A 22,699-nucleotide genomic window follows, 5' to 3' on the forward strand; every position below is an offset into this window, starting at 1 on the left:
GGTTTACTCTCCAGTAGCTCCCATACCGCCGGTACGCCCGCCGTCGGCGTGGACTCTCTTCCCCGCAGCAACGGAGGTGCCCGGATGAGCCTGGTCGAGCTCGCCACGCAGGTGGCGGACAAGGTGGCGGAGACAGCGCGCAGCGTGGACGTGATGCGCCGGGCCGGTCTCGTCCCCTTCCCCCGGCTCGACGAAGGGGTCCGGTCGCTGGTCGCGCTGCGCAAGTTCGGCCCGTTCGCCGGCGCGAACCACATCTCCGCGCGCCGCGACCCGACCGCCGTCGGCATCGTCGACGAGCTCGGGCCGCTGACCTACAAGCAGCTGGACGACCAGTCGAACGCGCTGGCCAGGGCCTGGTCGGAGCGGGGGATCAAGCCGGGCCAGGTCGTCGCCGCGCTGTGCCGCGACCACCGCGGCCTGGTCATCACGATGGCCGCGGCCGGCAAGCTCGGCGTCCGCCTGCTGCTCATGAACACCGGCTTCGCCAAGCCGCAGCTGGCCGACGTCGCCAAGCGAGAGGGCGTCACCGCGATCGTGTACGACCAGGAGTTCACCGGCCTGCTCGACGCGATCCCCGACGGCGTCGAGCGCTACCTGGCCTGGGTCGACCCGGACAGCGACCTGAGCGACCGGGACGTGCCGGTGCTGGCCGAGATCATCGCCAGCACCGACGACCGGCCGTGGCCCGCGCCCGCCAAGCCGGGCGGGTTCGTGCTGCTGACCAGCGGCACCACCGGAACGCCGAAGGGCGCGCCGCGGCCGCACACGTCGGCGCTGGCGTCGGCGCAGTTCCTCGACCGGATCCCGTTGCGGTCCAACGAAGCCACCTACATGGGCGCGCCGCTGTTCCACGGCACCGGGCTCTCGCAGTTCATCCTCTCCTTCGCGCTCGGCTCGAAGGTCGTGATGCGCCGCAAGTTCACGCCGGAGGAAGCGCTGCGCGGCGTCGCCGAGCACAAGTGCACCGCGCTCGTGCTGGTGCCGACCATGCTGCAGCGCATCGTCGACCTGCCGAAGGACGTCCGCGAGAAGTACGACACGTCGGCGCTGCGGATCATCTTCGTCGCCGGCTCGGCGCTGTCGCCGGACCTCGGCAACCGCGCGAACGAGGCGTTCGGCCCGGTCGTGCACAACCTCTACGGCTCGACCGAGGTCGCCGTGGCGACGGTCGCGACGCCGGAAGACTGGGCGAAGGCGCCGGGCACGGTCGGCCGCGCGCCGGTCGGCTGCAAGGTGGCGCTCTACGACGCGAACGGCGGTCGCATCACCGAGCCGCACGTGACCGGCCGGGTGTTCGTCGGCAGCGGCCTCAGCTTCGGCGGCTACACCGACGGCCGCCACAAGGAGATCATCGACGGCCTCCTCTCCAGCGGCGACGTCGGCCACTTCGACGAAGACGGCTTGCTCTTCATCGACGGCCGCGACGACGAGATGATCGTCTCCGGCGGCGAGAACGTGTTCCCGATCGAGGTGGAGAATCTCCTGGTCGAGCGGGAGGACGTGCTGGAAGCGGCGGTGATCGGCGTCGAGGATCCGGAGTTCGGCCAGCGCCTCAAGGCGTTCGTCGTGCTGGCCGACGGCGCGAAGCTCGACGTCGAGGGCGTCCGCGACTACGTCAAGGCGAACCTGGCGCGCTACAAGGTGCCCCGCGACGTCGAGTTCCTGGACGAGCTGCCCCGCAACGCGACCGGGAAGGTGCTCCGGACCAAGTTGCAGTGACAACCGAGGCTTCGCCTCGGGCCGGGGGCTTCGCCACCCGGACCCCCCGAAAAGCGAGTCATGAGCCGCGCTGGACGTTGACGATCTGCCAGCGTCCGCCGCGCCGCGCGGCCACCACCGTGCAGCCGGCCCCGTCGCGGTGACCCGTGGCGACGCCGACCGACGGCGTCACCCGCAGGTCCGTCCACCGGAACGCGCCCGCGGGGGCCCGGCCGGGCCAGGCGTCCCGGTCGAGCACGCGCCCGTCCGGGCCGTCGCCGCGGAAGTCACCGGCCAGGAAGGCCGCGGTGCCGGCGCCGCGGGACTCGGCGTCCCGCCAGCGGGTCAGCAGCTCCTCGAACGTCTCCACACCGTCGAAGGTCGCAGCCGCCGCGCGCCGGGACATCTGCCACCTGGCCGAGATCCGCTGGCAGACTGGCCGGGCCATGACCGAGACGAACCTCCGCCCCGCCGGCACGGTCACGATCCTGTGCGCCGGGGATGCGCCCCCAGCCGTCTTCGCGACGCCGGAAGACGCGCTCGCGACCCTGACCGGCGGTCCGGCCGCCCTCCACACCGGCGAAGCGCTGGTCCGCGACGACGGCACGCCCACCGGACCCGCCGTCCGGCGCTGCGCGTGGCTGCGAGAGCTGGCCACCGACGGCCGGACACTCGTCTCGGCGTCCGCCGCCGCAGCGCTGGGCGATGCGCTGGTCTCGGCGCCGGCCTACACCGAGAGCGGCCCGACCGGGCCGCTGTTGGACCACGGCCGGGCACCGGCGGGGCTGGGCGCGGGGGATGCGTTGGTCTCGCCTTCGGCCACCGGCGGCTCGCCGACCTACACCGCGACCACCCCGACCGGGCCGCTGCCGCACCACAGCCGGGCACCGGCCGCGGCCCTCACCGGCCTCACGCTGCACGACCTCGGCGTCCACCGGCTGCCCGACCTCACCGCGCCGGAGCGGATCTTCCAGCTCGGCGGGACCCCCGCTCCGCTCCGGTCGCTCGACGCCGTCCCGAACAACCTGCCGGTGCAGCTCACCGGGTTCGTCGGCCGCGAGACCGAGGCCGCCGCGGTCGGGGGACGGCTTGCCGGCGGCAGGCTCGTCACGCTCGCCGGGCCCGGCGGCAGCGGCAAGACCCGGCTGGCCGCCCAGGTCGCGGCCGCCGCGGCCGGGCGGTGGCCCGATGGCGTCTGGTGGGTCGAACTCGACGCCGTCACCGGCCGCGCCGAGGTCGGCGAGCTGGTCGCCGCGGTGCTCGGCGTGCCGGTGGAGCCCCACGCGGGCGCCGCGCGCTCGGTCGCGACGGCCCTGCGCGACCGCCGCGTCCTGCTCTGCCTCGACAACTGCGAACAGGTCCTCGACGGCGTCGCGGACCTCGCCGTCGAACTGCTGCGGTCCTGCCCCGAGGTCGCGCTGCTGACGACCAGCCGGGAACCCCTCGGCGTGCCGGGGGAGACGGTGTGGCGGGTGCCGCCGCTGGCCGTCGAGGAGGCTGTCGCGCTGTTCGTCGAACGCGCGGGCGCGGTCCGGCCACTGTTCACTTTGGACACCTCGAGCGCGGTCGCCGTCCGGTCGGTCTGCACCCGGCTCGACGGCATCCCGCTGGCCGTCGAGCTCGCCGCCGCGTGGCTCGGAACCCTTACCCCGCACCAGATCGACGCCGGCCTCGACGACCGGTTCGCCCTGCTCACCCGCGGCCCGCGCGGCGTGCCGGCGCGGCAGCGGACCCTGGCCGCGTCGATCGCGTGGAGCCACGACCAGCTCGACGACGAAGACCGCGTGGTCTTCCGCCGGCTTTCGGTGTTCGCCGGTGGGTTCACGCTCGACGCGGCGGGCGGCCCGGCCGCGCTGGGCCGGCTGGTCGACAAGTCCTTGGTGCTGGCGGAAAACGGCCGCTACCGGCTTTTGGAGACCCTGCGCGAGTACGCGGCGGCCCGGCTGGCCGAGGCGGGCGAGACCGACGCCGTCCGCGACCGCCACCTCGACCACTTCCTCGCTCTCGCCGAAGCCGCCGAACCGGACCTCGACCGGGACAAGGACGCCTGGCGCGCGCGGGTCGAACCGGAGTGCGACAACTTCCGCGCGGCCCTGGAATGGGGGCTGGCGCGGGAAGATCCCACCCGGGGCCGTCGGCTCGCGGCCGCCGTCGCGTGGCTGTGGAACCTGCGCGGCCGCGGTCACGAGGGCCTGGCGTACCTGAAGCGCGCGGTGGCCCGCTGCCCGGACGAGCGCTCGCCGCTGCAGGCCCGGCTGCTCACCGGGATGGGGCTCGTCGCGGACACGACGGCGCCGTTCGACGTCGAAGCCGCCCGCCTGGGCCTCGAAATCGCCACCGAAGCCGGCGAAGCGGGACTGCGCGCGCGGTGCCTCTCGCTGACCGCCCTCGGGCACCTCTACACGGACTTCGACGCCGCCTGGGACGTCGCGCTCGAAGCCGAGAAGGCCGCGGGAACCGACGGCTTCGCGCGCGACAGTGCGTTGATGCTGCGCGGAATCGTGGCGCACGCCCGCGACCGTCACGACGAAGCCGACCCACTGCTCGCCGAAGCGGCCGAAGGACTCCTTCGCCGAGGCGACCGCGGACTCGCGTCGACCGTCCTCAGTACGCGGTCGGCGATCGCGCTCGCGTCCGCGGACCTGCCGCGGGCGCGTGAACTCGCCGAGCGCGCGGTCGAGGTCGCCGCGCCGCTCGGGGACTTCCACCGCGTCAACACGACGCTGTGCCGGCTGGCGATGGTGCACTGCCTGGCCGGTGACGTCGATGCCGGGTTCCGTGTGATGGAACCGTTCTTGCGGCTCCTCGAAACCGCGGGGGACGTCTTCGTGCCCGGCATGGCCGGGGTGATGGGCGAGCTGCACCGGCGTCGCGGCGAGTTCGACGAGGCGGCGCGCTGGTTCGAGCGCGAAGCCGTTCCCGGGACGTACATGGCGTCGCAGGGGCTCGCCGAACGCGGCGCCTTGCTGCGCGCGCTCGGCCGGACCGACGAGGCGGCGGAGGTGCTGGCCACCGCCGTCGAGCTGACCCGGCGCTGGGGCCTGCGGTCGGCGCTGGCCGACGCACTGGACCAGCAGGGGTACCTCGCCGGGCCGGAGCAGGCCGCCGAGCTGCACCACGAGGCGCTGGCGCTGCGCCTCGACCACGGCCTCCGCCTGGGCGTCCTGGGCAGCCTGGACGCGCTGACGACGCTCTTCGCCCGCACCGGACGCGACGCCGACGCCGCCCGGGTGCTCGTCTCGGCTTCCCGCGTCCGCGCCGACCTGGGCTTTCCGCGTCGCCCGGCGGAGCAGGAGTCGCTGGACGCGCTCGGACTGGCGACGGACGAACCGCCGATGAGCCTCGACGACGTGGTCGCGTTCGTCCGCCGGACCCGGGGTGCGCGCGGCCGCCCGTCGAGTGGCTGGGGGAGCCTGACGCCGACCGAGCGGGAGGTGGTGAAGCTCGCGGCCGAGGGCTGCACGAACCCGGAGATCGGGGCCCGGCTGTTCATGAGCCGCGGCACGGTGAAGACGCACCTCGCCCACGTCTACGCCAAGCTGGGCATCGCGAACCGCACGGAGCTGGCCACCGCGGCGGCCGCCCACCGCGAGTGACGTACCTTCGGAGTACGGGTACGTCAGTCCCAGTCGATGCCGAACACTCCCGGGCCGAAGTCCAGGGCCACCGCGTGGACGCCGTCGCCGCCGTCGAGCTTGAGCGGGCGCCGGGTCCCCGTGCCGCCCGCGCCGTTGCGGGCGTACTGCCAGCAACGCTCGGGTGCCGTGCCCAAGGCGAACCGGACCTCCAGCAGGTACTCCCGGACCGGGCGCCGGAACTCGCGGTAGTAGGTGTTGCGGCACTCCGGGTACGGCGGCCCGCCGTTGGTCAGCGTGTACTCGATGAGGTGCGTCTCGCCGCGGTCGATCGGCTGGTCGAAGATCAGCTCGGCGACGATCAGGCCGTGGGCCTCGTCGGTCTCGGCGCGGCCGACCCGGCAGTTGCGCACCGCGTGCAGCTCCGGCGCGCCGGCGGCCGGGTCGTCCTGGGTGTAGACGAGCAGCCAGCGGTCCTGCCCGTCCGCGCCCGCCTGGAACACCGCCCGCGCGGTGACCGCGCGCTGGCCGCCGTCCGCGGCGATCTCGCACAGGTCGTGCAGCCCGACCAGCTTCAGCGGGTGCTGGCGCTCGAGCGCGTCCGGCGCGCCGACCTTGTCCAGCAACGGCTGGAGCGTCTCGCGGGGAAACGTCATGGGCTCGCCGCCCACATGGCGCTTCCCGGCGCCGCCACGGGGCCTCGGCGGCGGCAGCAGCCCGAGCAGCGAGCCGGCGGGGACGTCGAGGATCTCTTCCAGCGTGCGCACCGCGGAGAGCGAGCTCTGCCGCTCCGGCTGGCGCTTGCCGGACTGCCAATAGCTGAGGGCGGTGACGCTGACGACGACGCCGCGGGCACGCAGCCGCGCCTGGATCCGGTCGAGGGAGAGCCCGCTGGTGGCGATGGCCGCGCGCAGGTGGGTGGCGAACGCGGTGCGCTCACCCTGCTGACCGCCCGCCGTGCTGCCCGCCATGTGCCGACCCGCCCCGTAACGTCCCCCGACGATCCCCGACACGGTGCACGTTACCAATCCGACCGGAGGTGAGCGGACACGGTCCGCGACCGATTTGCCCCCGGGCGCCGGTTTCCGCCGTCGCCGCTGCCGGACGGCGCCGCGACAGGAGCCGCGACCCCCTCGCCGGGGTGGCCCACGACGTCCGCTCAGGCGAACGGGCTAGTACTGGCAACTGTGAACCATTGCCCCGGCCTGGGCGGACGCGCTTGTATGACTTGCCCGCGCCGGTGGCTCCGCCTCCCCCTCACGGCCCACCCGGGTGCGGGCGACGGCCGTGGACAACGGCTCCGGCTCACCCGGCCGCGTTGTGCGACCGGCCGGGCAGCCGCGCGATGACCGGTGGCCCGGCGACGCCCCCAGCGCCGGGCCACCGGTCTTATTACTTCCGGGTAGCATCCCCCGCATGGCCGTCCGCAAGAACATCCTGATCACCGGCGCGAGCAGCGGTTTGGGCGAAGGCATGGCCCGGCAGTTCGCGGCCAAGGGCCGCAATCTCGCCCTCTGCGCGCGACGCACCGACCGGCTCGAAAAACTGGCCGCCGAGCTGACCGCGGCCCACCCCGGGATCAAGGTCGTCACGCGCAAGCTCGACGTCACCGACCACGACAGCGTCTTCACCGTCTTCGAGGAGTTCCGCGCCGAGCTGGGGTCCCTCGACCGGGTGATCGTGAACGCCGGGCTCGGGAAGGGGCAGCCGGTCGGGAAGGGGCGGTTCGACGCCAACCGGCAGACCCTCGAGGTCAACTTCGTCGCGGCCGCCGCCCAGATCGAGGCCGCCGCCGGGATCTTCCGCGAGCAGGGCGCCGGGCACCTCGCCGTCGTCTCGTCGTTCAGCGCGATCCGCGGCCTGCCGCGCAACCTCACCGCGTACGCCGCTTCGAAGGCGGGGATCTCGGCGTTCGTCGACGGCACGCGCCTGGAGCTCAAGCCGAAGGGCATCACGGTCACCGACATCCGGCCGGGCTACATCGAGTCGGAGATGAACGACCGGATCGGCCGGAACCCGTTGCTGACCAGGGCCGAGAGCGGCGCGCGGGCGCTGGTCAAGGCGGTCGAGGCCGAGCGGGCGCGGGCTTACGTCCCGGCGTGGCCCTGGGTGCCGATGAGCCTCGTGATGCGCCTGGCGCCGGCCGCGGTCCTGCGGAGGTTCGCGTGACCACCGTCGAGGTGCGCGAGGAAGACGCCTTCGACGCGGCCGCGGTGCACGCCTGGCTGGCCGCGCGGGTCGAGGGCCTCGGCGACGAGCCGCCGGGCGTCCGGCAGTTCCCCGGCGGCGCGTCGAACCTGACGTACCTGCTGACCTACCCGGACCGCGAGCTGATCCTGCGCCGCCCGCCCGCCGGGCACAAGGCGGCGTCGGCGCACGACATGCGGCGCGAATACCGCGTGCAGCACGCGCTGCGGCCGGTGTTCCCGTACGTGCCGCGGATGCTGGCGTTCGGCGACGACCCCGCCGTGCTCGGCGGCGACTTCTACGTCATGGAGAAGCTGGACGGCCTGATCCTGCGCGGCGACCTGCCCGAGGGCATGACGCTGACGCCGGAGCAGGCGCGCGAGCTGTCCGGCAAGGTCGTCGACCGGCTGGTGGACCTGCACGCCGTCGACGTCGAGAAGGCCGGGCTGGCCGACCTCGGCAAGGGCGCCGGGTACGTCGAGCGGCAGATCCGCGGCTGGTCGGACCGCTACACCGCGGCGCGCACGGACAACGTCGGCGACTTCGCGGAGGTGCGCGAGTGGCTGGCTTCGAACCAGCCCGCCGAGGTCAAGATCTGCCTGATCCACAACGACTACCGGCTCGACAACCTGGTCCTCGACGGCCCGTCGACGCTGAACATCACCGGCGTCCTCGACTGGGAGATGGCCACGCTCGGCGACCCGCTGATGGAGCTGGGCAGCATGCTCGCCTACTGGGTCCAGGCCGGCGACGACGACGTCATGCAGGCCAGCCGCCGCCAGCCGACGCACCTGCCCGGGACGTTCACGCGCGAGGAGTTCGTCGCGCGGTACGAGGAGAAGACCGGGCTGGCCATCGGCGACTGGCGGTTCTACGAGGTCTACGGCCTGTTCCGGCTCGCCGCGGTGCTGCAGCAGCTGTACCGCCGCTACCACGACGGCGCCACCCGCAACCCGGCGTTCAAGGACTTCTGGCAGTTCGTCGGGTACCTCGACTGGCGCTGCCGCGAGATCATCGCGAAGGGGAGTGTCTGAGTGGGCGCGATCTACCTGGTCCGGCACGGACAGGCGTCGTTCGGCGCCGAGGACTACGACGCGCTGTCGCCGCGCGGGTTCGAGCAGTCCACTGTGGTCGGTGCGGAACTGCTGCGGCGCACCGTCTCCTTCGGCCAGGTTCGGTCGGGAACGCTCGCGCGGCAGCGGGACACGGCGGCGACGGCGCTGAAGGTGCTCGGCTCCGACGTCCCGGTCGTCGAGGACCCGCGCTGGAACGAGTACGACCACGTCGACATCGCGCGGCACCACGCCGGAGGCGCGCCGCAGGAGGATTCCCGTGCATACCAAGGGGTCCTGGACGCGGCGCTGACGGCGTGGACCACGGCGGGCGCCGACGGGCCGTGCGCGGAGACGTGGCCGGCGTTCCTCGAACGCTGCCGCGGCGCGCTGGCGGACCTGGTGGCGGCGCTCGGCAAGGGCGAGCACGCGGTCGTGTTCACCTCCGGCGGCGTGATCGCGACGATCTGCGGGCTGCTGCTCGGGACGCCCGAGGTGGGACTGCTCAAGCTCAACCGCGTCACGGTCAACGGCGGGATCACGAAGCTGGTGTCCGGCCGCGGCGGCGTCACGATGCTGTCCTTCAACGAACACCCGCACTTCGAGGCCGACGCGGCTTCGCTGCTCACCTACCGGTAGGAGACGTTCGATGCGGTTCGGCGAGGTCACGGTCATCCCGGTGAACGGGCACGGTCCGGAGGACGTCGTGGTGGACGGCGAAGGCCGGATCTACGCCGGCGTCGACGACGGGCGCATCCTGCGCGTGTCCCCGGACGGCCGGCGCGTCGACGTCATCGCCGACACGGGCGGGCGGCCGCTGGGGCTGGAGCTGTACGGCGACGACGAGCTGCTGATCTGCGACGCGCGGGCAGGTCTGCTGGTGGTGCCGCTGGCCGGCGGCGCGGTGTCGACCTTGGCCACTTCGGCGTTGGGCTTGGACTTCGTGTTCTGCAACAACGCGGCGGTGGCGGCCGACGGGACGATCTACTTCACGGACTCGTCGCGCCGCTTCGGCATCGACAACTGGCGCGACGACCTGATCGAGCAGACGGCCGGCGGCCGGCTGCTGCGCAGGTCCCCGGACGGTTCGATCGACCTGCTGCTCGACGGCTTGCAGTTCGCGAACGGCGTGGCGCTGGCCCCGGACGAGTCGTTCGTGGCGGTGGCGGAGACGGGCGCGTTCAGCGTGTCCCGCGTCCGGCTCTCGGACGGTCACCGGGACGCGCTGATCGAGGACCTGTGGGGCTTCCCGGACAACATCTCGACGGGCTCGGACGGGCTGATCTGGATCACCCAGGCGTCCCCGCGCGTGCCGGCGCTGGACGTGGTCCGCCGCCTGCCGTCGTTCCTGCGGGCGGGGGTCCGGGCGTTGCCGACGTCGCTGCAGCCCAGCCCCGGTCGCGAGGTCGGAGTCATCGGCGTCGCGGAGGACGGCAAGGTGGAACGGGAGTTCCGCGGCGAGATCCCGGGGTTCCACATGCTGGTGGGCGTGCGCGAGTGGCGGGGGAAGCTGTACTTCGGGTCGCTGGAGGAGGACGCGATCGCGGTGACGGCGGCTACCCTCGGGTGATGCTGACCAACCTCCGGTTCGAAGCGCGTCTCCCGACCCAGGACCTCGACCGCGCCCGGCGCTGGTACCGCGAAAAGCTGGGTCTCGAACCGTCCGAAGAGCGCGAAGGCGGGCTTCGCTACGAAAGCCCGTCAGGAGTCTTCTGCCTGTACGCCTCGGCCGGGGTGTCCGACGGGTCCTTCACCCAAGCCGGGTTCTACGTCGACGACCTCGAAGCGACCGTCGCGGGCCTGCGTGAGCGCGGGGTGGTCTTCGAGGACTACGGGGACGACGGCATCGTCGAGGTCCGGGGGAACTACCCGAGCAAGGGCAGCGGTGAGCGCGCGGCGTGGTTCCGCGACAGCGAAGGCAACCTGATCGGGCTCGGCCAGATCGTGCCCTAGCGGCCGGTCCACCGGGGTTCGCGTCCCGCGGTCCACGCCGCGTAGAACTCCTTGTGGTCCTTCGCCGTCATCAGCAGCGCCTGGGTCATCGCCTCCAGCTCGATCGCGCTCCCCAGGTCCATGTCCAGCTCGCGGGTCAGCAGCACCTTCGTCGTCGCGTACGCCAAAGCGGGCCCGTCCGCGAGCCGGCGAGCCAGCGCCGACGCCGTCGACGCCAGGTCGGCGTCCGGCACCACCTGAGTGGCCAGCCCGATCTCCGAAGCCCGGGACGCGGACACCTTGTCGCCCAGGATCAGCAGTTCGGTCGCGCGGCCCAGGCCCACCAGCCTCGGCAGCAGATACGCCGAACCCATGTCCGCCCCCGCCAAGCCCACCTTCGTGAACAGGAACGCGAACTTCGCCGACTCCGCCAGCAGCCGGAAGTCGCTCGCCAGCGCGATCACCGAACCCGCGCCCGCCGCCACGCCGTTGACCGCCGCGATCACCGGGAGCGGGCACTCGCGCAGCGCCTTGACCACCGCGCCCGTCATGCGCGTGAACTCCAGCAGCTCCGCCGTCTCGAACTTCTGCAGCTCGCCGATGATCTCCTCGACGTCGCCGCCGGAGCAGAACCCGCGGCCCTGCCCGGTGATCACCAGCACCCGCACGTCTTCGTGCTGCGGCAGCTCGACGACCAGGTCCCGCAGGTCGGCGTAGACGTCGAACGTCAAGGCGTTCAGCTTCTCCGGCCGGGTGAACGTCACGGTCGCGACGCCGTCGTCCACCGTGAACTCGAAGTGCTCCCACTCCTTCGTCAGCGGTGCGGTCGCGCGGAACGGGCTCATGACTGGATTCCTCCGCCGTCGAGTACCAGGGTCTGACCGTTGATCGCGGCGGCTTCGGGCGCCGCCAGGAAGGCGACGGCGAACGCCACCTCGTCCGGTTCCAGCAGCCTGCCGAGTGGGGACGCCGCCGCCAGCGCTGACTCGGCGTCATCCACGGAGCGCCCCGTGCGCTCCTGGATCCGGGCCACCGAGGTCGCCGTCATGTCGGTGCGGACGAAGGCCGGGCAGACCGCGTTCGCCGTGACGCCGGTGCCGGCCAGCTCCGCCGCGACCGCCCGCATCAGGCCGGCCGCCGCGTGCTTCGACGCCGTGTACCCGGCCGTGTAGCGGTAGCCGACGTGCGACGCGGTCGACGCCACCGTCACGATGCGGCCGCTGTCCCGGGAGCGCATCCCCGGCAGCACCGCGCGCGTGCACAGGAACGCGCCGGTCGCGTTGACCTCGAGCTGCGACCGCCAGTCGTCGAGCGAAGTCTTCGCCAGGGGCGCGCTGGCGGAGATCCCGGCGTTGTTCACCAGCACGTCCACCGGCCCGGCCGCCGCGAAGTAGGCGGCGACGGCGTCCTCGTCCGTGACGTCGCATTCGGCGCGCCCCGGCGCGAGCACGGTGTCACCGAGGGAAGAGAACCGCGCGGCGATCGCGGCGCCGATGCCGCGGGTGCCGCCGGTGACCACGACCAGGCGGCTCACGAGCGGCCCGCCAGTGCGCGCCGGTCGAGCTTTCCGTTGGCCGTGCGGGGAAGTTCGGTCATGAACACCACTTCGCGGGGGTACTTGTGCTTGGCCAGCCGGGCTTTCACGTGGTCCTTCAGCTCGTCGGCGGTCACCGAGGCCCGCGTCACGACGTAGGCGCGCGGTAGGACCAGGCCGTCGACCTCCTGGCCGACCACCGCGCAGTCCACCACCGAAGGGTGCCCGAGCAGGCAGTCTTCGATCTCGCCGGGCGCGACGAACACCCCGCCGACCTTGAGCAGCGCGTCGGCCCGCCCGTGGTGGCGGAAGAACCCGTCGGACCGGCTGAAGAGGTCGCCGGACGTCAGCGTGTCGCCGTCGAACGTCCGCGCGGACTTCTCGGCATCGCCGTGGTACTCCAGCGCGATCGTCGGCCCGGTGACCCGCAGCGGCCCGATTTCCCCGTCCGGCAACAGGTTTCCGAGTTCGTCGACGACTTCGGCCGTGTACCCGGGAACAGGCGTCCCGAGGGTGCCGAGCCGGGCCGAGCCCGGCCGGTTCGACAGGTAGATGTGGTAGGCCTCGGACGAGCCGATCCCGTCCACCACCGGCACCCCGAACATCGCGTCCCACTTCCGGTGCAGCTCCGGGGGCAATGCCTCGCCGGCGGACGTCGTCATCCGCAGGCAGCTCAGGTCCTGCGACGCCGCGTCCGGGTGCGCGACCATCGCGCTCATCATCGTCGGGACGTTGACCAGCACCGTCGGACGGTGCCGCGCGATCAGCTCGAACACCAGGTCCGCCGTGCTGCGCTCGGGGAACGCGATCCCGGCCGCGCCGACGCCGAACGGGAACAGCGCCACCAGGTCGCGCGCGTAGCCGAAGAACAGCTTGGGCACGGCGAGCACGCGGTCGTCCTCGCGCAGCCCGAGCACCTGGACGGCGTACCGCTCGAAGCTCTCTTTCGCACTGCGCAAGGGATGTACGCACGCCTTGGGCGCGCCGGTGCTGCCGGTGGTGAACTTCCAGATCCCGATGTCGTCCACAGTGGTCGGTGCGGCTTCCAGGACATCCGGCGCCGCGTCCACCAGGGACCGGAACGGCCGCTCGCCCGGCAGCAGCTCGTCTTCGGGCACCCCGGTGACCAGAAGCCCGGTGGCGCCCGCTTCGCGCAGGGCCGGCAGCGTGACGGCGTCGGCGATCACCGCGACGGCCTCGGTGTAGCCGAGGTAGTACGCGTAGTCCTTGGGCTGCAGGAACGGGTAGACCTCGGCGGTCACCGCGCCGATCTTCTGCGCGCCGTACCAGGTCGCGACGAACTCGTCGCCGTCGCTCAGCGCGAGCAGCACCCGCTGTCCTCTTCGGACACCGGCGTCGAGCAGCACGTTCCCGACCCGGTCGGCCAGCCGCGCCAGCTCGTCGTAGCTCACCGACCGGTCGCCGACGACCAGCGCGGTCCGCGAGCCCCGGCCCGCGGCGACGTGCCGGTCGAGGAAGTGCGTGGCGAGGTTGAACGGCTCACTCACGGGCCAGCTCCCGGATCGCTTCCACCAGCAGGTCGGTCAACGTCGAGAAGGTCTCTTCGCCTTCGGAGGCGGTCGCCTCGGCCGGCGAACCGCAGTACGCCTCGGTCATCCCCATCTCGGCGAAGCCGCCGTCTTCCGGCGCGGCGGCCAGGCTCACGGGCACGTGCGGCAACGTCCGCATCAGCGGCTGGTCGACCAGTTCGGGCCGGTCGGCCAGCACGAGCGAGGTCTCGTAGCGGCCCGCGTGGCACTCGCCGGAGCGGAACTCGTCGGTCAGCCGCTGCGCGTGCCGCCGCCGGACCAGGTCGAGCAGCGCGACGCGGCCTTCGTAGGCGAAGTTCAACGTCTCCACCGCGCGCCGCAGCGTGACCAGGTGCGCGGGCTCGAAGTGGTTGTTGACCAGCAGGATCCGCTTGAACCGCTGCCCGATCAGCGCGGACCCGATGTCGACGAGCAGCGAGTGCAGCGTCTCCTCGCCGATGTGGACGCCCCCGGCGAACCCGGCCGCGAACCGCGTCACGCCGTAGGGCACCTCGGGCAGCACCAGCACGTGGACGTCCTCGTCGGCGGCCAGGCGCGAAGCCGCGCGCTCGCACATCCCGCGCGAGATCAGCGGGTCGGTGCCCAGCGGCGCGTGCGGCCCGTGCGGCTCGATCGCGCCCAGCGGGAGCAGCAGCACCGGCACGCGGCCGTCGTCCGGCAACGAGGCGACCTGCCGCGAGCTGAGGTCCGCGAAGTACGTCACGCAAATCAAGCTACACCGCAGCGGCCTGAGGTGTATAGAGTTGCCGCATGCCCGGAGATGCCTTCGACGCCAGCCCGCAGGAGCTGGTCGTGACGTTGCTGGGCAGCTACGTGCACCCGCGCGAAACCCGCCGGGTGTGGTCGGGCGGCCTGGTCGCGGCGCTCGCCGAGCTGGGCTTCTCCGACGGCGCGGCCCGGATCGCGCTCACCCGCGTGGTGCGCCGCGGCCTCCTCCAGCGCCACCGCGAGGGCCGCACCGTGCACTACTCGCTGACCCGCCGCACCATCGCCCTGCTCGCCGACGGCGACCACCGGATCTTCTCCCTCGGCCGCCGCGAGCGCGCCGCCGGCGAGTGGACCGTACTCTGGCAGAGCATCCCGGAGAGCCGCCGCCAGGCCCGCGAACGCCTGGTGCGGCGGTTGCGGTTCCTCGGGTTCGGCCCCTATCAGGACGGCACCTGGATCGCCCCGCACGACCGCGAGGCCGAGGTCGTCGCCCTGCTCGGCGAGCTGGACGTCACCGAGCACGCCGGGCTGCTGCTCGGGCGGCCGTCGGCCGCGCTCGACGTCCGCCGCTTCGCCGGCCGGGCCTGGGACCTCGACGACCTCACCGCCCGCTACACGGCGTTCGTCGAGCAGTTCGGCGGCTACGCCGGGGCCGATCCCCCGGACGTCGAAGCCTTCGCCGTCCACACGCGCCTGGTGCACACGTTCCGGGCGTTCCCGTCGCTCGACCCCGAACTGCCCGCCGACCTGGTGCCCGCACCGGATCGGCGAGCGGCGGCGGTCGAGTTGTTCCACGATCTGTACACCGCGCTGGCTCCGGCCGCTCAGCGCCATTTCGACGAGGTGACCAAGGGATGACCGAAACCAGCCAAGCGACCCAGGAAGCCCTGAGCTACACCTCGTACCTGGCGTTGGACGACGTGCTGAACGCCCAGCGCCCGCGGTCCGACGAGCACGACGAGCTGCTGTTCATCGTGATCCACCAGGTGTACGAGCTGTGGTTCAAGCAGATCCTCCACGAGGCGGAGTTCCTCCAGCGCAACCTCGAAAAGGGGAACACCGCGCACTCGATCCGGGTCCTGCGCCGGATCCTGACGATCCTCAAGGTCGCCGTCGCGCAGATCGACGTCCTGGAAACCATGACCCCCAGCCAGTTCACGAGCTTCCGCGCCCGTTTGGACGCTTCGAGCGGCTTCCAGTCGGCCCAGTTCCGGGAGCTGGAAGCCGTGCTCGGGCGGCGCGACGAGCGCGTGTTCGCCCACTACCCCGAAGGCGGCGAGCAGCGGAAAGGCATCGCCGAGGCGATGGCGCGGCCGTCGTTGTTCGACTCTTTTCTCACGTATCTCAAGGTTTCTGGATACGCGGTCGAGTGTGACCGAGACGTCACTCGACCGGTGGAGCCGTCCCCGGCCCTGCAGGCGATATTGCTGGACGTGTACAGCGACGACGGCGGCCCGTCGGTCGTCGCGGAATGTCTGGTGGATCTCGATGAAGGGATGCAGGAGTGGCGCTACCGGCACGTGAAGATGGTCGAACGCACCATCGGCGACAAGACCGGGACGGGGGGATCTTCCGGCGCGACCTACCTGCGTACCACGCTCTTCCAGCCGATGTTCCCGGATCTCTGGGCCGTACGGAGCCGACTGTGACCACTTTGGACGACCTGCGCGCGGACCACAACGCGCTCGCCCCGCACTACTCCCGCTTCGGCGTCGCCGAGCGCCTGCTGCTGTCCGGGCACTCGCACCAGGCGTGGCCGGACGTCGCGGAGGAGGGCCTGCGGGAGTCCTTCGCGGACGCCGCCCGCGACGTCGACGAGAAGTGGGGGCGCGCGTTCGCGAAGGCCGACGAGCTGCGCGCGGGGTTCCGCCTGCTGCTCGGCGACCCGCACGGCGAGTACGCGCTCGGCGCGAGCACGCACGACCTGGTGCTGCGGTTCCTCTCGGCGATGGAGCTGCCGCGAAGACCGCGCCTGGTCACCACGGACGGCGAGTTCCACACCCTGCGCCGTCAGCTCGCCCGCCTCGAGGAGGAGGGCGTCGAAGTCGTCCGGGTGCCCCTGGAGCCGGTGACGACGCTCGCCGAGCGCGTCGCCGCCGAAGTGGACGACAACACCGCCGCGGTGCTCGTCTCGGCCGTGCTGTTCGAGACGTCGCGGCTGGTCCCGGGGCTCGCGCACCTGGCCGACTCGTGCCGTGACCGGTCGATCGAGCTGGTCGTCGACGCCTACCACGCGCTCGGCGTCGTCCCGTTCCCGCTGCACGACCTCGGGCTCACCAACGCCTGGGTGCTCGGCGGCGGCTACAAGTACCTGCAGCTCGGCGAGGGCAACTGCTTCCTGCGGCTGCCCGCGCACGCCCAGGAGCTGCGCCCGGTGATCACCGGCTGGTACGCCGAGTTCGGCGCGCTTGCCGACGAGCGCAACCCGGGCCAGGTCGCCTACGCCACCGGTGGCGACCGGTTCGCCGGCGCCACCTACGACCCGGCCAGCCACTACCGCGGCGCCCGGGTCCAGCGGTTCTTCGCCGAGCAGGGCCTGACGCCGGAGTTCCTGCGCGAGGTGTCGCAGCACCAGGTGGGCCTGCTCGCGTCGGTGTTCGACTCGCTCGGCTTGCCCGGCGACGTCGTGACGCGGGACCGCGAGACGCCGCTCGACCGGCTCGGCGGGTTCCTCTCGCTGCGCTGCGCCGACGCGGCCGGGCTCCAGGCGGCACTGGCCGCCCAGGGCGTCCGCACCGACAGCCGGGGCCCGTACCTGCGCTTCGGTCCCGCGCCGTACCTCTCCGACACCCAGCTCGAGACGGCGATGAACGCTCTCGGCAAGGTGGCCCGCGGCTGATTACCGGTCCGTATCGCGGGACCGCCACTGGTCCGGCGATCAAGGGGGATCTAGGTTGGTGCCGGGCACCCCGCGGGCGGACGACCTCCGCGCGCCGGGCTCCCACCGACCACGTGAAGCGCGTCCCGGCCACGAACCGGGCGCGGGAGACAAAGGAGTCACCACCGTGACCGAAGGAGTGTTCGCCCGGGGCACCGGGCACGAACAGGTCGTGTACTGCCACGACCAGGCCAGTGGCCTCAAGGCCATCATCGGCATCTACTCCACGGCGCTCGGACCCGCTTTGGGCGGGACGCGCTTCCACCCCTACGCCACCGAAGCGGACGCGCTCGACGACGTGCTCGCGCTGTCCAAGGGCATGGCGTACAAGAACGCGCTGGCCGGGCTCGACCTCGGCGGCGGCAAGGCCGTCATCCTCGGCGACCCGAAGACGCTCAAGTCCGAAGCGCTGCTGCGCGCGTTCGGGCGCTTCGTGCAGTCCCTGGGCGGCCGCTACATCACGGCGTGCGATGTCGGCACGTACGTGCAGGACATGGACGTCGTCGCCCGCGAATCCGACTTCGTCACCGGCCGCTCACCCGAGGACGGCGGCGCCGGCGACTCGTCCGTGCTGACGGCGTTCGGCGTGTTCCAGGGCATGCGCGCCTCGGCCGAGCACCTCTGGGGCAGCCCGGACCTGGCCGGCAAGCGCGTCGGCGTGGCCGGCGTCGGCAAGGTCGGGCACATCCTCGTCGGGCACCTCGTCGACGCCGGCGCGCAGGTGACGATCACCGACGTCTACGCGCCGGCGATTTCGCGCACGCTCGAGATCTACCCGAGCGTGCAGGTCGTGTCCGATGTGGACACCCTGCTGCGGGCCGAGCTGGACGTCTTCGCCCCGTGTGCCTTGGGTGGGGTGCTGAACGACGCGTCGGTGCCGGTGCTAGGCGCTCGCATCGTGTGCGGAGCGGCGAACAACCAGCTCGCGCACGCCGGCATCGACAAGCAGCTGGCCGACCGCGGAGTCCTGTACGCGCCTGACTACCTGGTCAACGCCGGTGGCGTGATCCAGGTGGACGACGAGCGGCACGGCTTCACCTTCGAGCGCGCCAAGCGCAAGACGACGGCGATCTACGACACGACGAAGGCCGTGTTCGCGCTGGCCGACGCCGATGGCGTCCCCCCGGCGACGGCGGCCGACCGGCTCGCGGAGCGCCGGATGGCGGAGGTCGGGCGGCTGCGGTCCATCATGACCGGGTGACCCTTTCGGACATCTTCGAAGCTGCGGGCGTGCGGGGGTTCCTGCACGCCCGCAGTCTCGGTTCTCCGGTATCCGTCGATGTCGACGCGGACTCGCCGGTCGTGCTGGCGTCCGTGGTGAAGGTGGCGCTGGCGTACGAATTCGCCCGTCAGGTGGCGGCGGGCCAGCTCGACCCGACGGACCGCGTGCACGCGACCGCGGCCGACCGGCTCGGCGGTAGCGGCTCGGCGGGCTTCGCGGACGACGTCTCGTACAGCCTGCGGGACGCGGCGCTGCTGGCGTTGTCGGTGTCGGACAACACGGCCGCGGACCTGCTGTTCGACCGCGTGGGCGTGGCGAACGTCCGGTCTCTGCTGGCGGAGCTGGGGCTGACGCGGACTTCCGTCATCGGCGCGCCCCGGGATCTGCTGCGCACGATCATCGACGACACCGCGGCCGGGCTTCCGTTGCGTGCCTTGGATCCCTTGCGGACCTCGGCTTCGACGCCGCGTGAGATGACGGCTCTGCTTTCGGCTCTGTGGAGCGATCCCGGGCCGGGTGCGCAGGTCTTGGCGTGGATGTCGGCCCAGGTCAGCTGGCACCGGCTGACCGCGGGGTTTCCCCCGGAGGTGACGGTGGCGGCCAAGACGGGGACGATGCCGGGCATCCGCAACGAGATCGGCGTCGTGACGTACCCGGACGGGACGGCGTACGCGGTGGCGGTGTTCACGGTGGGCGGCGCGGAGACGTTGCGCCGCCCGGACATCGACCGTGCGATCGGCGACGCGGCCCGCGCGGCGGTAGATCAGCTGCGCTCGTGATGCCCGTCCGAACACGCGTGATGCCCCTCTGATCACGCTTGATGCCTGTCCCGTCACGCGTGATGCCCCCACCACCTCAGCTGCGCTCGTAGAACACGTCCCACGGCCGCGCGCCGCCCGGGTCCGGCGGCACCAGCCGCGAGACGCCGTCGTCCCGCAGCACGCCCGCCGCGATCTCCGCCAGCTTCGCCGCCTGCGGGTGCGGGCTCGACGACGGCCAGGCGAACGCCATCCGCGCGCGCAGGACCTCGCCGTCGAGCGGCCGCCAGACCACCCGCGGTTCCTTGCGGGCCGCGGGCTCGAACGCGACGCCGTGGCCGGCCAGGACCAGGCCGAGCGCGAACTCCGGGTTGCGCGCGTGCCGGACGGCCGCCGGCCGGAAGCCGTGCTCCCAGCAGGTGCGCAGCAGGGCGTCGTAGCTGCCGGGCGCCGCCGCGCGCGGGGCGTGCACCAGGCCTTCGCCCGCGAGGTCGGCCAAGGTCAGGACGGCGTGGCGGGCCAGCGGCGAGTCGCGGGGGAGGAGCACGCCGAGCGGCGTGTCGATCGCGGGCCCGAGGTCGAGCCCGACGACGTCGACCGGCAGCTGGAGGAGCCCGGCGTCCAGCGACCGGTCGGCGAGCAGCCGGGTCTGCTCGGCGGTGGTCAGCTCCTGCAGGTCGAGCCGGACGGCGGGGTGCTGCGCCGCGAACTCCGTGAGGATCGCGGCGAGCACCCGTCCCGGCAGCTCCGGCGGCACGCCCGCGCGCAGGGCGTCCATCTCGCCGCGGTCGGCTTTCGCGACGAGCGCCGTCATGCGGTCCCAGCGGCTCAGGAGGTCACGGGCTTCGGCGCGGAGCACTTCGCCGGCCTCGGTGAGCGTGACGCGGCGGCCGCGGTCGAACAGCTTCGCGCCCAGCTCGGCTTCGAGCCGTTTCACGCGCTGGCTCAACGGCGGCTGGGCGATGCCGAGCCGGTCGGCGGCGTGGCCGAAGTGCAGTTCCTCGGCGACGACGAGGAAGTAGCGCAGCGAGCGGAGGTGGTCCACGCTGCGACGATACCCGTCCGCATATCGACATGCCGACGTCTCGATCTTGGACAGCGCGGCCGTGCTCGTGGTCGAGTGCCCGTCATGAGCGAAGGATTCAGCAGACGCGGGCTGTTCGGCGCGGGCGCGGCGGCGGCCACGATCCTCGCCGGGGTGCCGGCGGCTTCGGCGTCGGCGGCGCCACGGGGGACGTCGCAGATGACGCTGCGGTGGTGGGGGAACAACGGCTGGGAGATCCGCGTCGGGACGAAGACGATCCTCATCGACCCGTGGTTGACGAGGTTCAAGACGGGCACGTACACCCCCGCGGGCGCCGACCCGCGCACGCCGCTGTCGGTGAACAAGGAGCTGATCGACGGCTACCTGGACCGCGGCTTCCTCCACGCCGACCACATCTTGGTGACCCACGGCCACTACGACCACCTCACCGACGTTCCCTACCTGGCCCAACGCACGGGAGCGACGGTGATCGGCACCGAGACCCATTTGAGTCTCATGGCGGCGCTGGGCGCACCGGAGGACCAGCTGGCGATCGCGTCCGGCGGCGAGGACCTGACGTTCGACGGCTACTCGATCCGGATCTTGCGGTCCTTGCACTCGGCGGTGGGCGCGCGAGCCCAGGTGCCGTTCCCGGGCTCGCGGCCGCTGTCCCGCCGGGACCGTCCCCGGGTGATCTCGGACCTGCTCGAAGGCGGCACGCTGGCGTACTGCGTCACCGGCGGCGGAGCGAGCGTGGTGAACTTCGGCGGCTCGAACTACGTCGAGTCCGAGCTGGCCGGTTTGCGCCCGGACGTGGTGCTCCTGCCGGTGGGCGGAGCGAAGGTGACGCAGTACGTGCCGAGGCTGCTGCGCACGCTGGGCAACCCGCGGATGGTGGCAGCGACCCACTGGGACGACTTCGATCTGCCGCTGGGCCAGGCCCAGGACCCCAACGGGGGGTTGGAGGTACTGCGGAAGGTGGTGGCGGCGGCTTCGCCGGGGAGCGAGTTCGTGGTGCTGGACCACCTGGGTTCATTTGTGCCATAGCGGCTTGTCCACAGCCCCACTGCGTTGTGGACAACGAAACCGCCCGGCGGCTCGCCGGGCGGTTTCGTCGTTGACCGCCGATAGACTGGGACCGGGGACGCCCCCCAAGGGAAGGGCGGGGGAGCTGTCCGGCCCCCGGAACGCCGAAGGCCCCCACCGCGAGCAGTGGGGGCCTTCGCCGACAACAGATCTCAGCCGCTCTTGCGGCGGAAAGTCCGCTTGTTGGCCGCGGGCCCGTGGGCGTGCTGGTTCTTGCCGCCGCCGTTCTCGTGGGACGCGCCCGAGCGGGCGTGGGCCTGCTTGCGCTCCAGCGCTTCCCGGAACTTGCGCTTGACGTCGTCCTCCTCGCCGCTGGGCGACGGATTCGGTTCACTCATGCTTACCTCCGGAACTGACGACGTGTGACCGCTCCAGCCTGGCATCAGACAAACCACTTGGCGAGTCGATTACGTCACGTCATCAGCGTTTGGGGGACGGCACCCCGCCGAACTGCACCGACTTGCGGGTCAGCGGGCGGCCGCAGTGGTCGCACAGCAGGATCGGCCGCAGCCGGTTGCCGCATTCGACGTGGTGGAGCGTGATGTCCGGCTCCTGGCCCGCCACCTCGAAGCCGCGCGACCACTCCGCGATGAACGCCAGCGCCGGGAAGAACGCCAGCCCCTTCGCCGTCATCCGGTAGTCGCGCGCGTCCGTGCGCGTGGCCGCCGTGCCCGTGCGCAGGACGCCGACCTCCACCAGCTTGCTCAGCCGGGCCGACAGCACGCTCGGCCCGATCCCCAGCTCGCGCTCGAACTCCGAGAAGTGCCGGCAGCCGAGCAGCGCCGACACCAGGAGCCCGGTCGACCAGCGGTCGCCCAGCAGCTCCATCGTGTCGGGGAAGAACATCATCGGGTCGTTGGCCAGGGACTCCGCGTCCTTGCGGCGGAAGCGCTTGGACGCCGTCGCGGCCGCGACACCGGTGCTGTCCAGCCGCGACGCCCGCACGTCCCGCGCGTCGACGCGACGCCCGCACGCCCCGCACCCGAGGGGCGCTGATGTAGCCAGCTCGCAGTCGAGGTGGATCAGCGTCGGCAGCACCTCCCGGCGGCCTTCGACCCACTCGCGCTCCCACGCCCAGATCGAGATCAGCAGCGGCCACAGCTCCAGGCCGCGCTCGGTGAGCCGGTACTCGTGCCGCGTGCGGCGCGCGTCGCGGTACGGCACGCGCGTGAGCATGCCCGCGTCCACCATGTCCCGCAGGCGCCCGGACAACGCCGTCGGCGAGATGCCCAGCCGCAGCCGCAGCTCTTCGTACCGCCGGAAGCGCAGGAACAGGCTCTGCAGGATCAGCAACGTCCACTGGTCGCCGACCAGCTCGAGCGCCCGGCGGAGCGGATCCCCCGCCGGCCGGACGCGCTGTGCAGTCGCCTCGACCAAACCATCCCCCTTGTTACTAGCGGCCTCAGAGTAGCACCTGACTACACCTAAAGAAGCCTATTGACACCTGACTACACAAATCATAGTCTCATCCCCATCAGCCAGCGCGGTGAGCCCG

Annotated in this window: 22 protein-coding genes; 13 read left to right on the plus strand and 9 right to left on the minus strand. The window is 72.3% G+C overall.

Annotation, left to right across the window (positions count from 1 at the left end):
* Positions 1-84 precede the first annotated feature (84 nt).
* Positions 85-1,719, plus strand: coding sequence for an acyl-CoA synthetase (locus tag AA23TX_RS07335; RefSeq protein WP_155541806.1), 1,635 nt, complete (start codon positions 85-87; stop codon positions 1,717-1,719).
* A 58-nt stretch (positions 1,720-1,777) separates the two neighbouring features.
* Here AA23TX_RS07335 and AA23TX_RS07340 read toward each other — a convergent pair whose 3' ends face one another.
* On the minus strand, positions 1,778-2,146 hold the full coding sequence (locus AA23TX_RS07340; protein ID WP_230862390.1) for a nuclear transport factor 2 family protein: 369 nt from the start codon (positions 2,144-2,146) through the stop codon (positions 1,778-1,780).
* Here AA23TX_RS07340 and AA23TX_RS07345 point away from each other — a divergent pair.
* A complete protein-coding gene (locus AA23TX_RS07345; protein WP_155541807.1) occupies positions 2,145-5,294 on the plus strand; it encodes a helix-turn-helix transcriptional regulator in 3,150 nt (1,049 codons plus the stop codon). The two genes, AA23TX_RS07340 and AA23TX_RS07345, sit on opposite strands and share 2 nt — an antisense overlap.
* 23 nt (positions 5,295-5,317) lie before the next feature.
* On the opposite strand, the gene AA23TX_RS07350 is transcribed toward AA23TX_RS07345, so the two are convergent.
* Positions 5,318-6,244 carry a hypothetical protein gene (locus AA23TX_RS07350; protein WP_155541808.1) on the minus strand — a complete coding sequence of 309 codons (927 nt, stop codon included), beginning with the start codon at positions 6,242-6,244 and terminating at the stop codon, positions 5,318-5,320.
* 445 nt (positions 6,245-6,689) lie between these two features.
* On the opposite strand from AA23TX_RS07350, the gene AA23TX_RS07355 reads away from it, so the two are divergent.
* Genes AA23TX_RS07355 through AA23TX_RS07375 form a run of 5 tightly spaced genes read left to right on the plus strand, consistent with a single transcriptional unit; the run spans position 6,690 to position 10,465 of the window.
* Entirely contained in the window at positions 6,690-7,442 is a 753-nt protein-coding gene (locus AA23TX_RS07355) for an SDR family oxidoreductase (protein WP_155541809.1), read from the plus strand.
* Positions 7,439-8,494 (plus strand): phosphotransferase family protein, encoded by a 1,056-nt coding sequence (locus AA23TX_RS07360; RefSeq protein WP_155541810.1) that lies wholly within the window; start codon positions 7,439-7,441, stop codon positions 8,492-8,494. Before AA23TX_RS07355 ends, AA23TX_RS07360 begins: the two co-directional genes overlap by 4 nt.
* Positions 8,495-9,151, plus strand: coding sequence for a histidine phosphatase family protein (locus AA23TX_RS07365; protein WP_155541811.1), 657 nt, complete (start codon positions 8,495-8,497; stop codon positions 9,149-9,151).
* 10 nt (positions 9,152-9,161) lie between these two features.
* Complete coding sequence (locus AA23TX_RS07370; protein ID WP_155541812.1) at positions 9,162-10,082, plus strand: SMP-30/gluconolactonase/LRE family protein; 921 nt, start codon at positions 9,162-9,164, stop codon at positions 10,080-10,082.
* Positions 10,082-10,465: a VOC family protein gene (locus AA23TX_RS07375; protein ID WP_196425212.1), complete on the plus strand. Its 384-nt coding sequence runs from the start codon at positions 10,082-10,084 to the stop codon at positions 10,463-10,465. Before AA23TX_RS07370 ends, AA23TX_RS07375 begins: the two co-directional genes overlap by 1 nt.
* On the opposite strand, the gene AA23TX_RS07380 is transcribed toward AA23TX_RS07375, so the two are convergent.
* Genes AA23TX_RS07380 through AA23TX_RS07395 form a run of 4 tightly spaced genes read right to left on the minus strand, consistent with a single transcriptional unit; the run spans position 10,462 to position 14,231 of the window.
* Positions 10,462-11,289 carry an enoyl-CoA hydratase family protein gene (locus AA23TX_RS07380; protein ID WP_155541814.1) on the minus strand — a complete coding sequence of 276 codons (828 nt, stop codon included), beginning with the start codon at positions 11,287-11,289 and terminating at the stop codon, positions 10,462-10,464. The two genes, AA23TX_RS07375 and AA23TX_RS07380, sit on opposite strands and share 4 nt — an antisense overlap.
* Positions 11,286-11,978, minus strand: coding sequence for an SDR family NAD(P)-dependent oxidoreductase (locus AA23TX_RS07385; RefSeq protein ID WP_155541815.1), 693 nt, complete (start codon positions 11,976-11,978; stop codon positions 11,286-11,288). Before AA23TX_RS07385 ends, AA23TX_RS07380 begins: the two co-directional genes overlap by 4 nt.
* On the minus strand, positions 11,975-13,486 hold the full coding sequence (locus tag AA23TX_RS07390) for a benzoate-CoA ligase family protein (RefSeq protein ID WP_155541816.1): 1,512 nt from the start codon (positions 13,484-13,486) through the stop codon (positions 11,975-11,977). Before AA23TX_RS07390 ends, AA23TX_RS07385 begins: the two co-directional genes overlap by 4 nt.
* Positions 13,479-14,231: a creatininase family protein gene (locus AA23TX_RS07395; RefSeq protein ID WP_155541817.1), complete on the minus strand. Its 753-nt coding sequence runs from the start codon at positions 14,229-14,231 to the stop codon at positions 13,479-13,481. The genes AA23TX_RS07390 and AA23TX_RS07395 overlap by 8 nt, the downstream gene beginning before the upstream one ends.
* A 47-nt stretch (positions 14,232-14,278) precedes the next feature.
* Between AA23TX_RS07395 and AA23TX_RS07400 the strand changes: the two genes are divergently transcribed.
* The 5 genes from AA23TX_RS07400 to AA23TX_RS07420 all read left to right on the plus strand — a co-directional run bounded on the left by AA23TX_RS07400 (position 14,279) and on the right by AA23TX_RS07420 (position 19,115).
* The gene (locus AA23TX_RS07400) at positions 14,279-15,094 is read left to right on the plus strand and encodes a PaaX family transcriptional regulator (protein WP_155541818.1); all 816 of its coding nucleotides are present in this window, start codon (positions 14,279-14,281) and stop codon (positions 15,092-15,094) included.
* Positions 15,091-15,885: a tryptophan 2,3-dioxygenase gene (locus tag AA23TX_RS07405; protein ID WP_155541819.1), complete on the plus strand. Its 795-nt coding sequence runs from the start codon at positions 15,091-15,093 to the stop codon at positions 15,883-15,885. The genes AA23TX_RS07400 and AA23TX_RS07405 overlap by 4 nt, the downstream gene beginning before the upstream one ends.
* Positions 15,882-17,075, plus strand: coding sequence for a kynureninase/PvdN C-terminal domain-containing protein (locus AA23TX_RS07410; protein WP_155541820.1), 1,194 nt, complete (start codon positions 15,882-15,884; stop codon positions 17,073-17,075). Before AA23TX_RS07405 ends, AA23TX_RS07410 begins: the two co-directional genes overlap by 4 nt.
* 166 nt (positions 17,076-17,241) lie before the next feature.
* Positions 17,242-18,315: a Glu/Leu/Phe/Val dehydrogenase dimerization domain-containing protein gene (locus AA23TX_RS07415; RefSeq protein WP_155541821.1), complete on the plus strand. Its 1,074-nt coding sequence runs from the start codon at positions 17,242-17,244 to the stop codon at positions 18,313-18,315.
* Positions 18,312-19,115, plus strand: a complete 804-nt coding sequence (locus AA23TX_RS07420) for a serine hydrolase (protein ID WP_155541822.1) — start codon at positions 18,312-18,314, stop codon at positions 19,113-19,115. Before AA23TX_RS07415 ends, AA23TX_RS07420 begins: the two co-directional genes overlap by 4 nt.
* A gap of 76 nt (positions 19,116-19,191) precedes the next feature.
* On the opposite strand, the gene AA23TX_RS07425 is transcribed toward AA23TX_RS07420, so the two are convergent.
* On the minus strand, positions 19,192-20,139 hold the full coding sequence (locus AA23TX_RS07425) for a LysR substrate-binding domain-containing protein (RefSeq protein ID WP_155541823.1): 948 nt from the start codon (positions 20,137-20,139) through the stop codon (positions 19,192-19,194).
* An 84-nt stretch (positions 20,140-20,223) separates the two neighbouring features.
* Between AA23TX_RS07425 and AA23TX_RS07430 the strand changes: the two genes are divergently transcribed.
* A complete protein-coding gene (locus tag AA23TX_RS07430) occupies positions 20,224-21,165 on the plus strand; it encodes an MBL fold metallo-hydrolase (RefSeq protein WP_155541824.1) in 942 nt (313 codons plus the stop codon).
* A gap of 191 nt (positions 21,166-21,356) precedes the next feature.
* Here the strand turns inward: AA23TX_RS07430 and AA23TX_RS07435 are convergent, their stop codons facing one another.
* The gene (locus tag AA23TX_RS07435; protein WP_004559232.1) at positions 21,357-21,542 is read right to left on the minus strand and encodes a DUF5302 domain-containing protein; all 186 of its coding nucleotides are present in this window, start codon (positions 21,540-21,542) and stop codon (positions 21,357-21,359) included.
* 82 nt (positions 21,543-21,624) lie between these two features.
* A complete protein-coding gene (locus tag AA23TX_RS07440) occupies positions 21,625-22,581 on the minus strand; it encodes a winged helix-turn-helix transcriptional regulator (RefSeq protein WP_155541825.1) in 957 nt (318 codons plus the stop codon).
* Positions 22,582-22,699: the final 118 nt, after the last annotated feature.

Origin of the sequence: Amycolatopsis camponoti (assembly GCF_902497555.1) — a bacterium.
GTDB classification, from domain to species: Bacteria; Actinomycetota; Actinomycetes; order Mycobacteriales; family Pseudonocardiaceae; genus Amycolatopsis; species Amycolatopsis camponoti.

Bases quoted from the DNA above. Each gene is read 5' to 3' on its own strand.
- AA23TX_RS07335 (WP_155541806.1), top strand. From the start codon at position 85: ATGAGCCTGGTCGAGCTCGCCACGCAGGTGGCGGACAAGGTGGCGGAG.
- AA23TX_RS07345 (WP_155541807.1), top strand. From the start codon at position 2,145: ATGACCGAGACGAACCTCCGCCCCGCCGGCACGGTCACGATCCTGTGC.
- AA23TX_RS07340 (WP_230862390.1), bottom strand. From the start codon at position 2,146: ATGGCCCGGCCAGTCTGCCAGCGGATCTCGGCCAGGTGGCAGATGTCC.
- AA23TX_RS07350 (WP_155541808.1), bottom strand. From the start codon at position 6,244: ATGGCGGGCAGCACGGCGGGCGGTCAGCAGGGTGAGCGCACCGCGTTC.
- AA23TX_RS07355 (WP_155541809.1), top strand. From the start codon at position 6,690: ATGGCCGTCCGCAAGAACATCCTGATCACCGGCGCGAGCAGCGGTTTG.
- AA23TX_RS07370 (WP_155541812.1), top strand. From the start codon at position 9,162: ATGCGGTTCGGCGAGGTCACGGTCATCCCGGTGAACGGGCACGGTCCG.
- AA23TX_RS07375 (WP_196425212.1), top strand. From the start codon at position 10,082: ATGCTGACCAACCTCCGGTTCGAAGCGCGTCTCCCGACCCAGGACCTC.
- AA23TX_RS07380 (WP_155541814.1), bottom strand. From the start codon at position 11,289: ATGAGCCCGTTCCGCGCGACCGCACCGCTGACGAAGGAGTGGGAGCAC.
- AA23TX_RS07400 (WP_155541818.1), top strand. From the start codon at position 14,279: ATGCCCGGAGATGCCTTCGACGCCAGCCCGCAGGAGCTGGTCGTGACG.
- AA23TX_RS07405 (WP_155541819.1), top strand. From the start codon at position 15,091: ATGACCGAAACCAGCCAAGCGACCCAGGAAGCCCTGAGCTACACCTCG.
- AA23TX_RS07430 (WP_155541824.1), top strand. From the start codon at position 20,224: ATGAGCGAAGGATTCAGCAGACGCGGGCTGTTCGGCGCGGGCGCGGCG.
- AA23TX_RS07435 (WP_004559232.1), bottom strand. From the start codon at position 21,542: ATGAGTGAACCGAATCCGTCGCCCAGCGGCGAGGAGGACGACGTCAAG.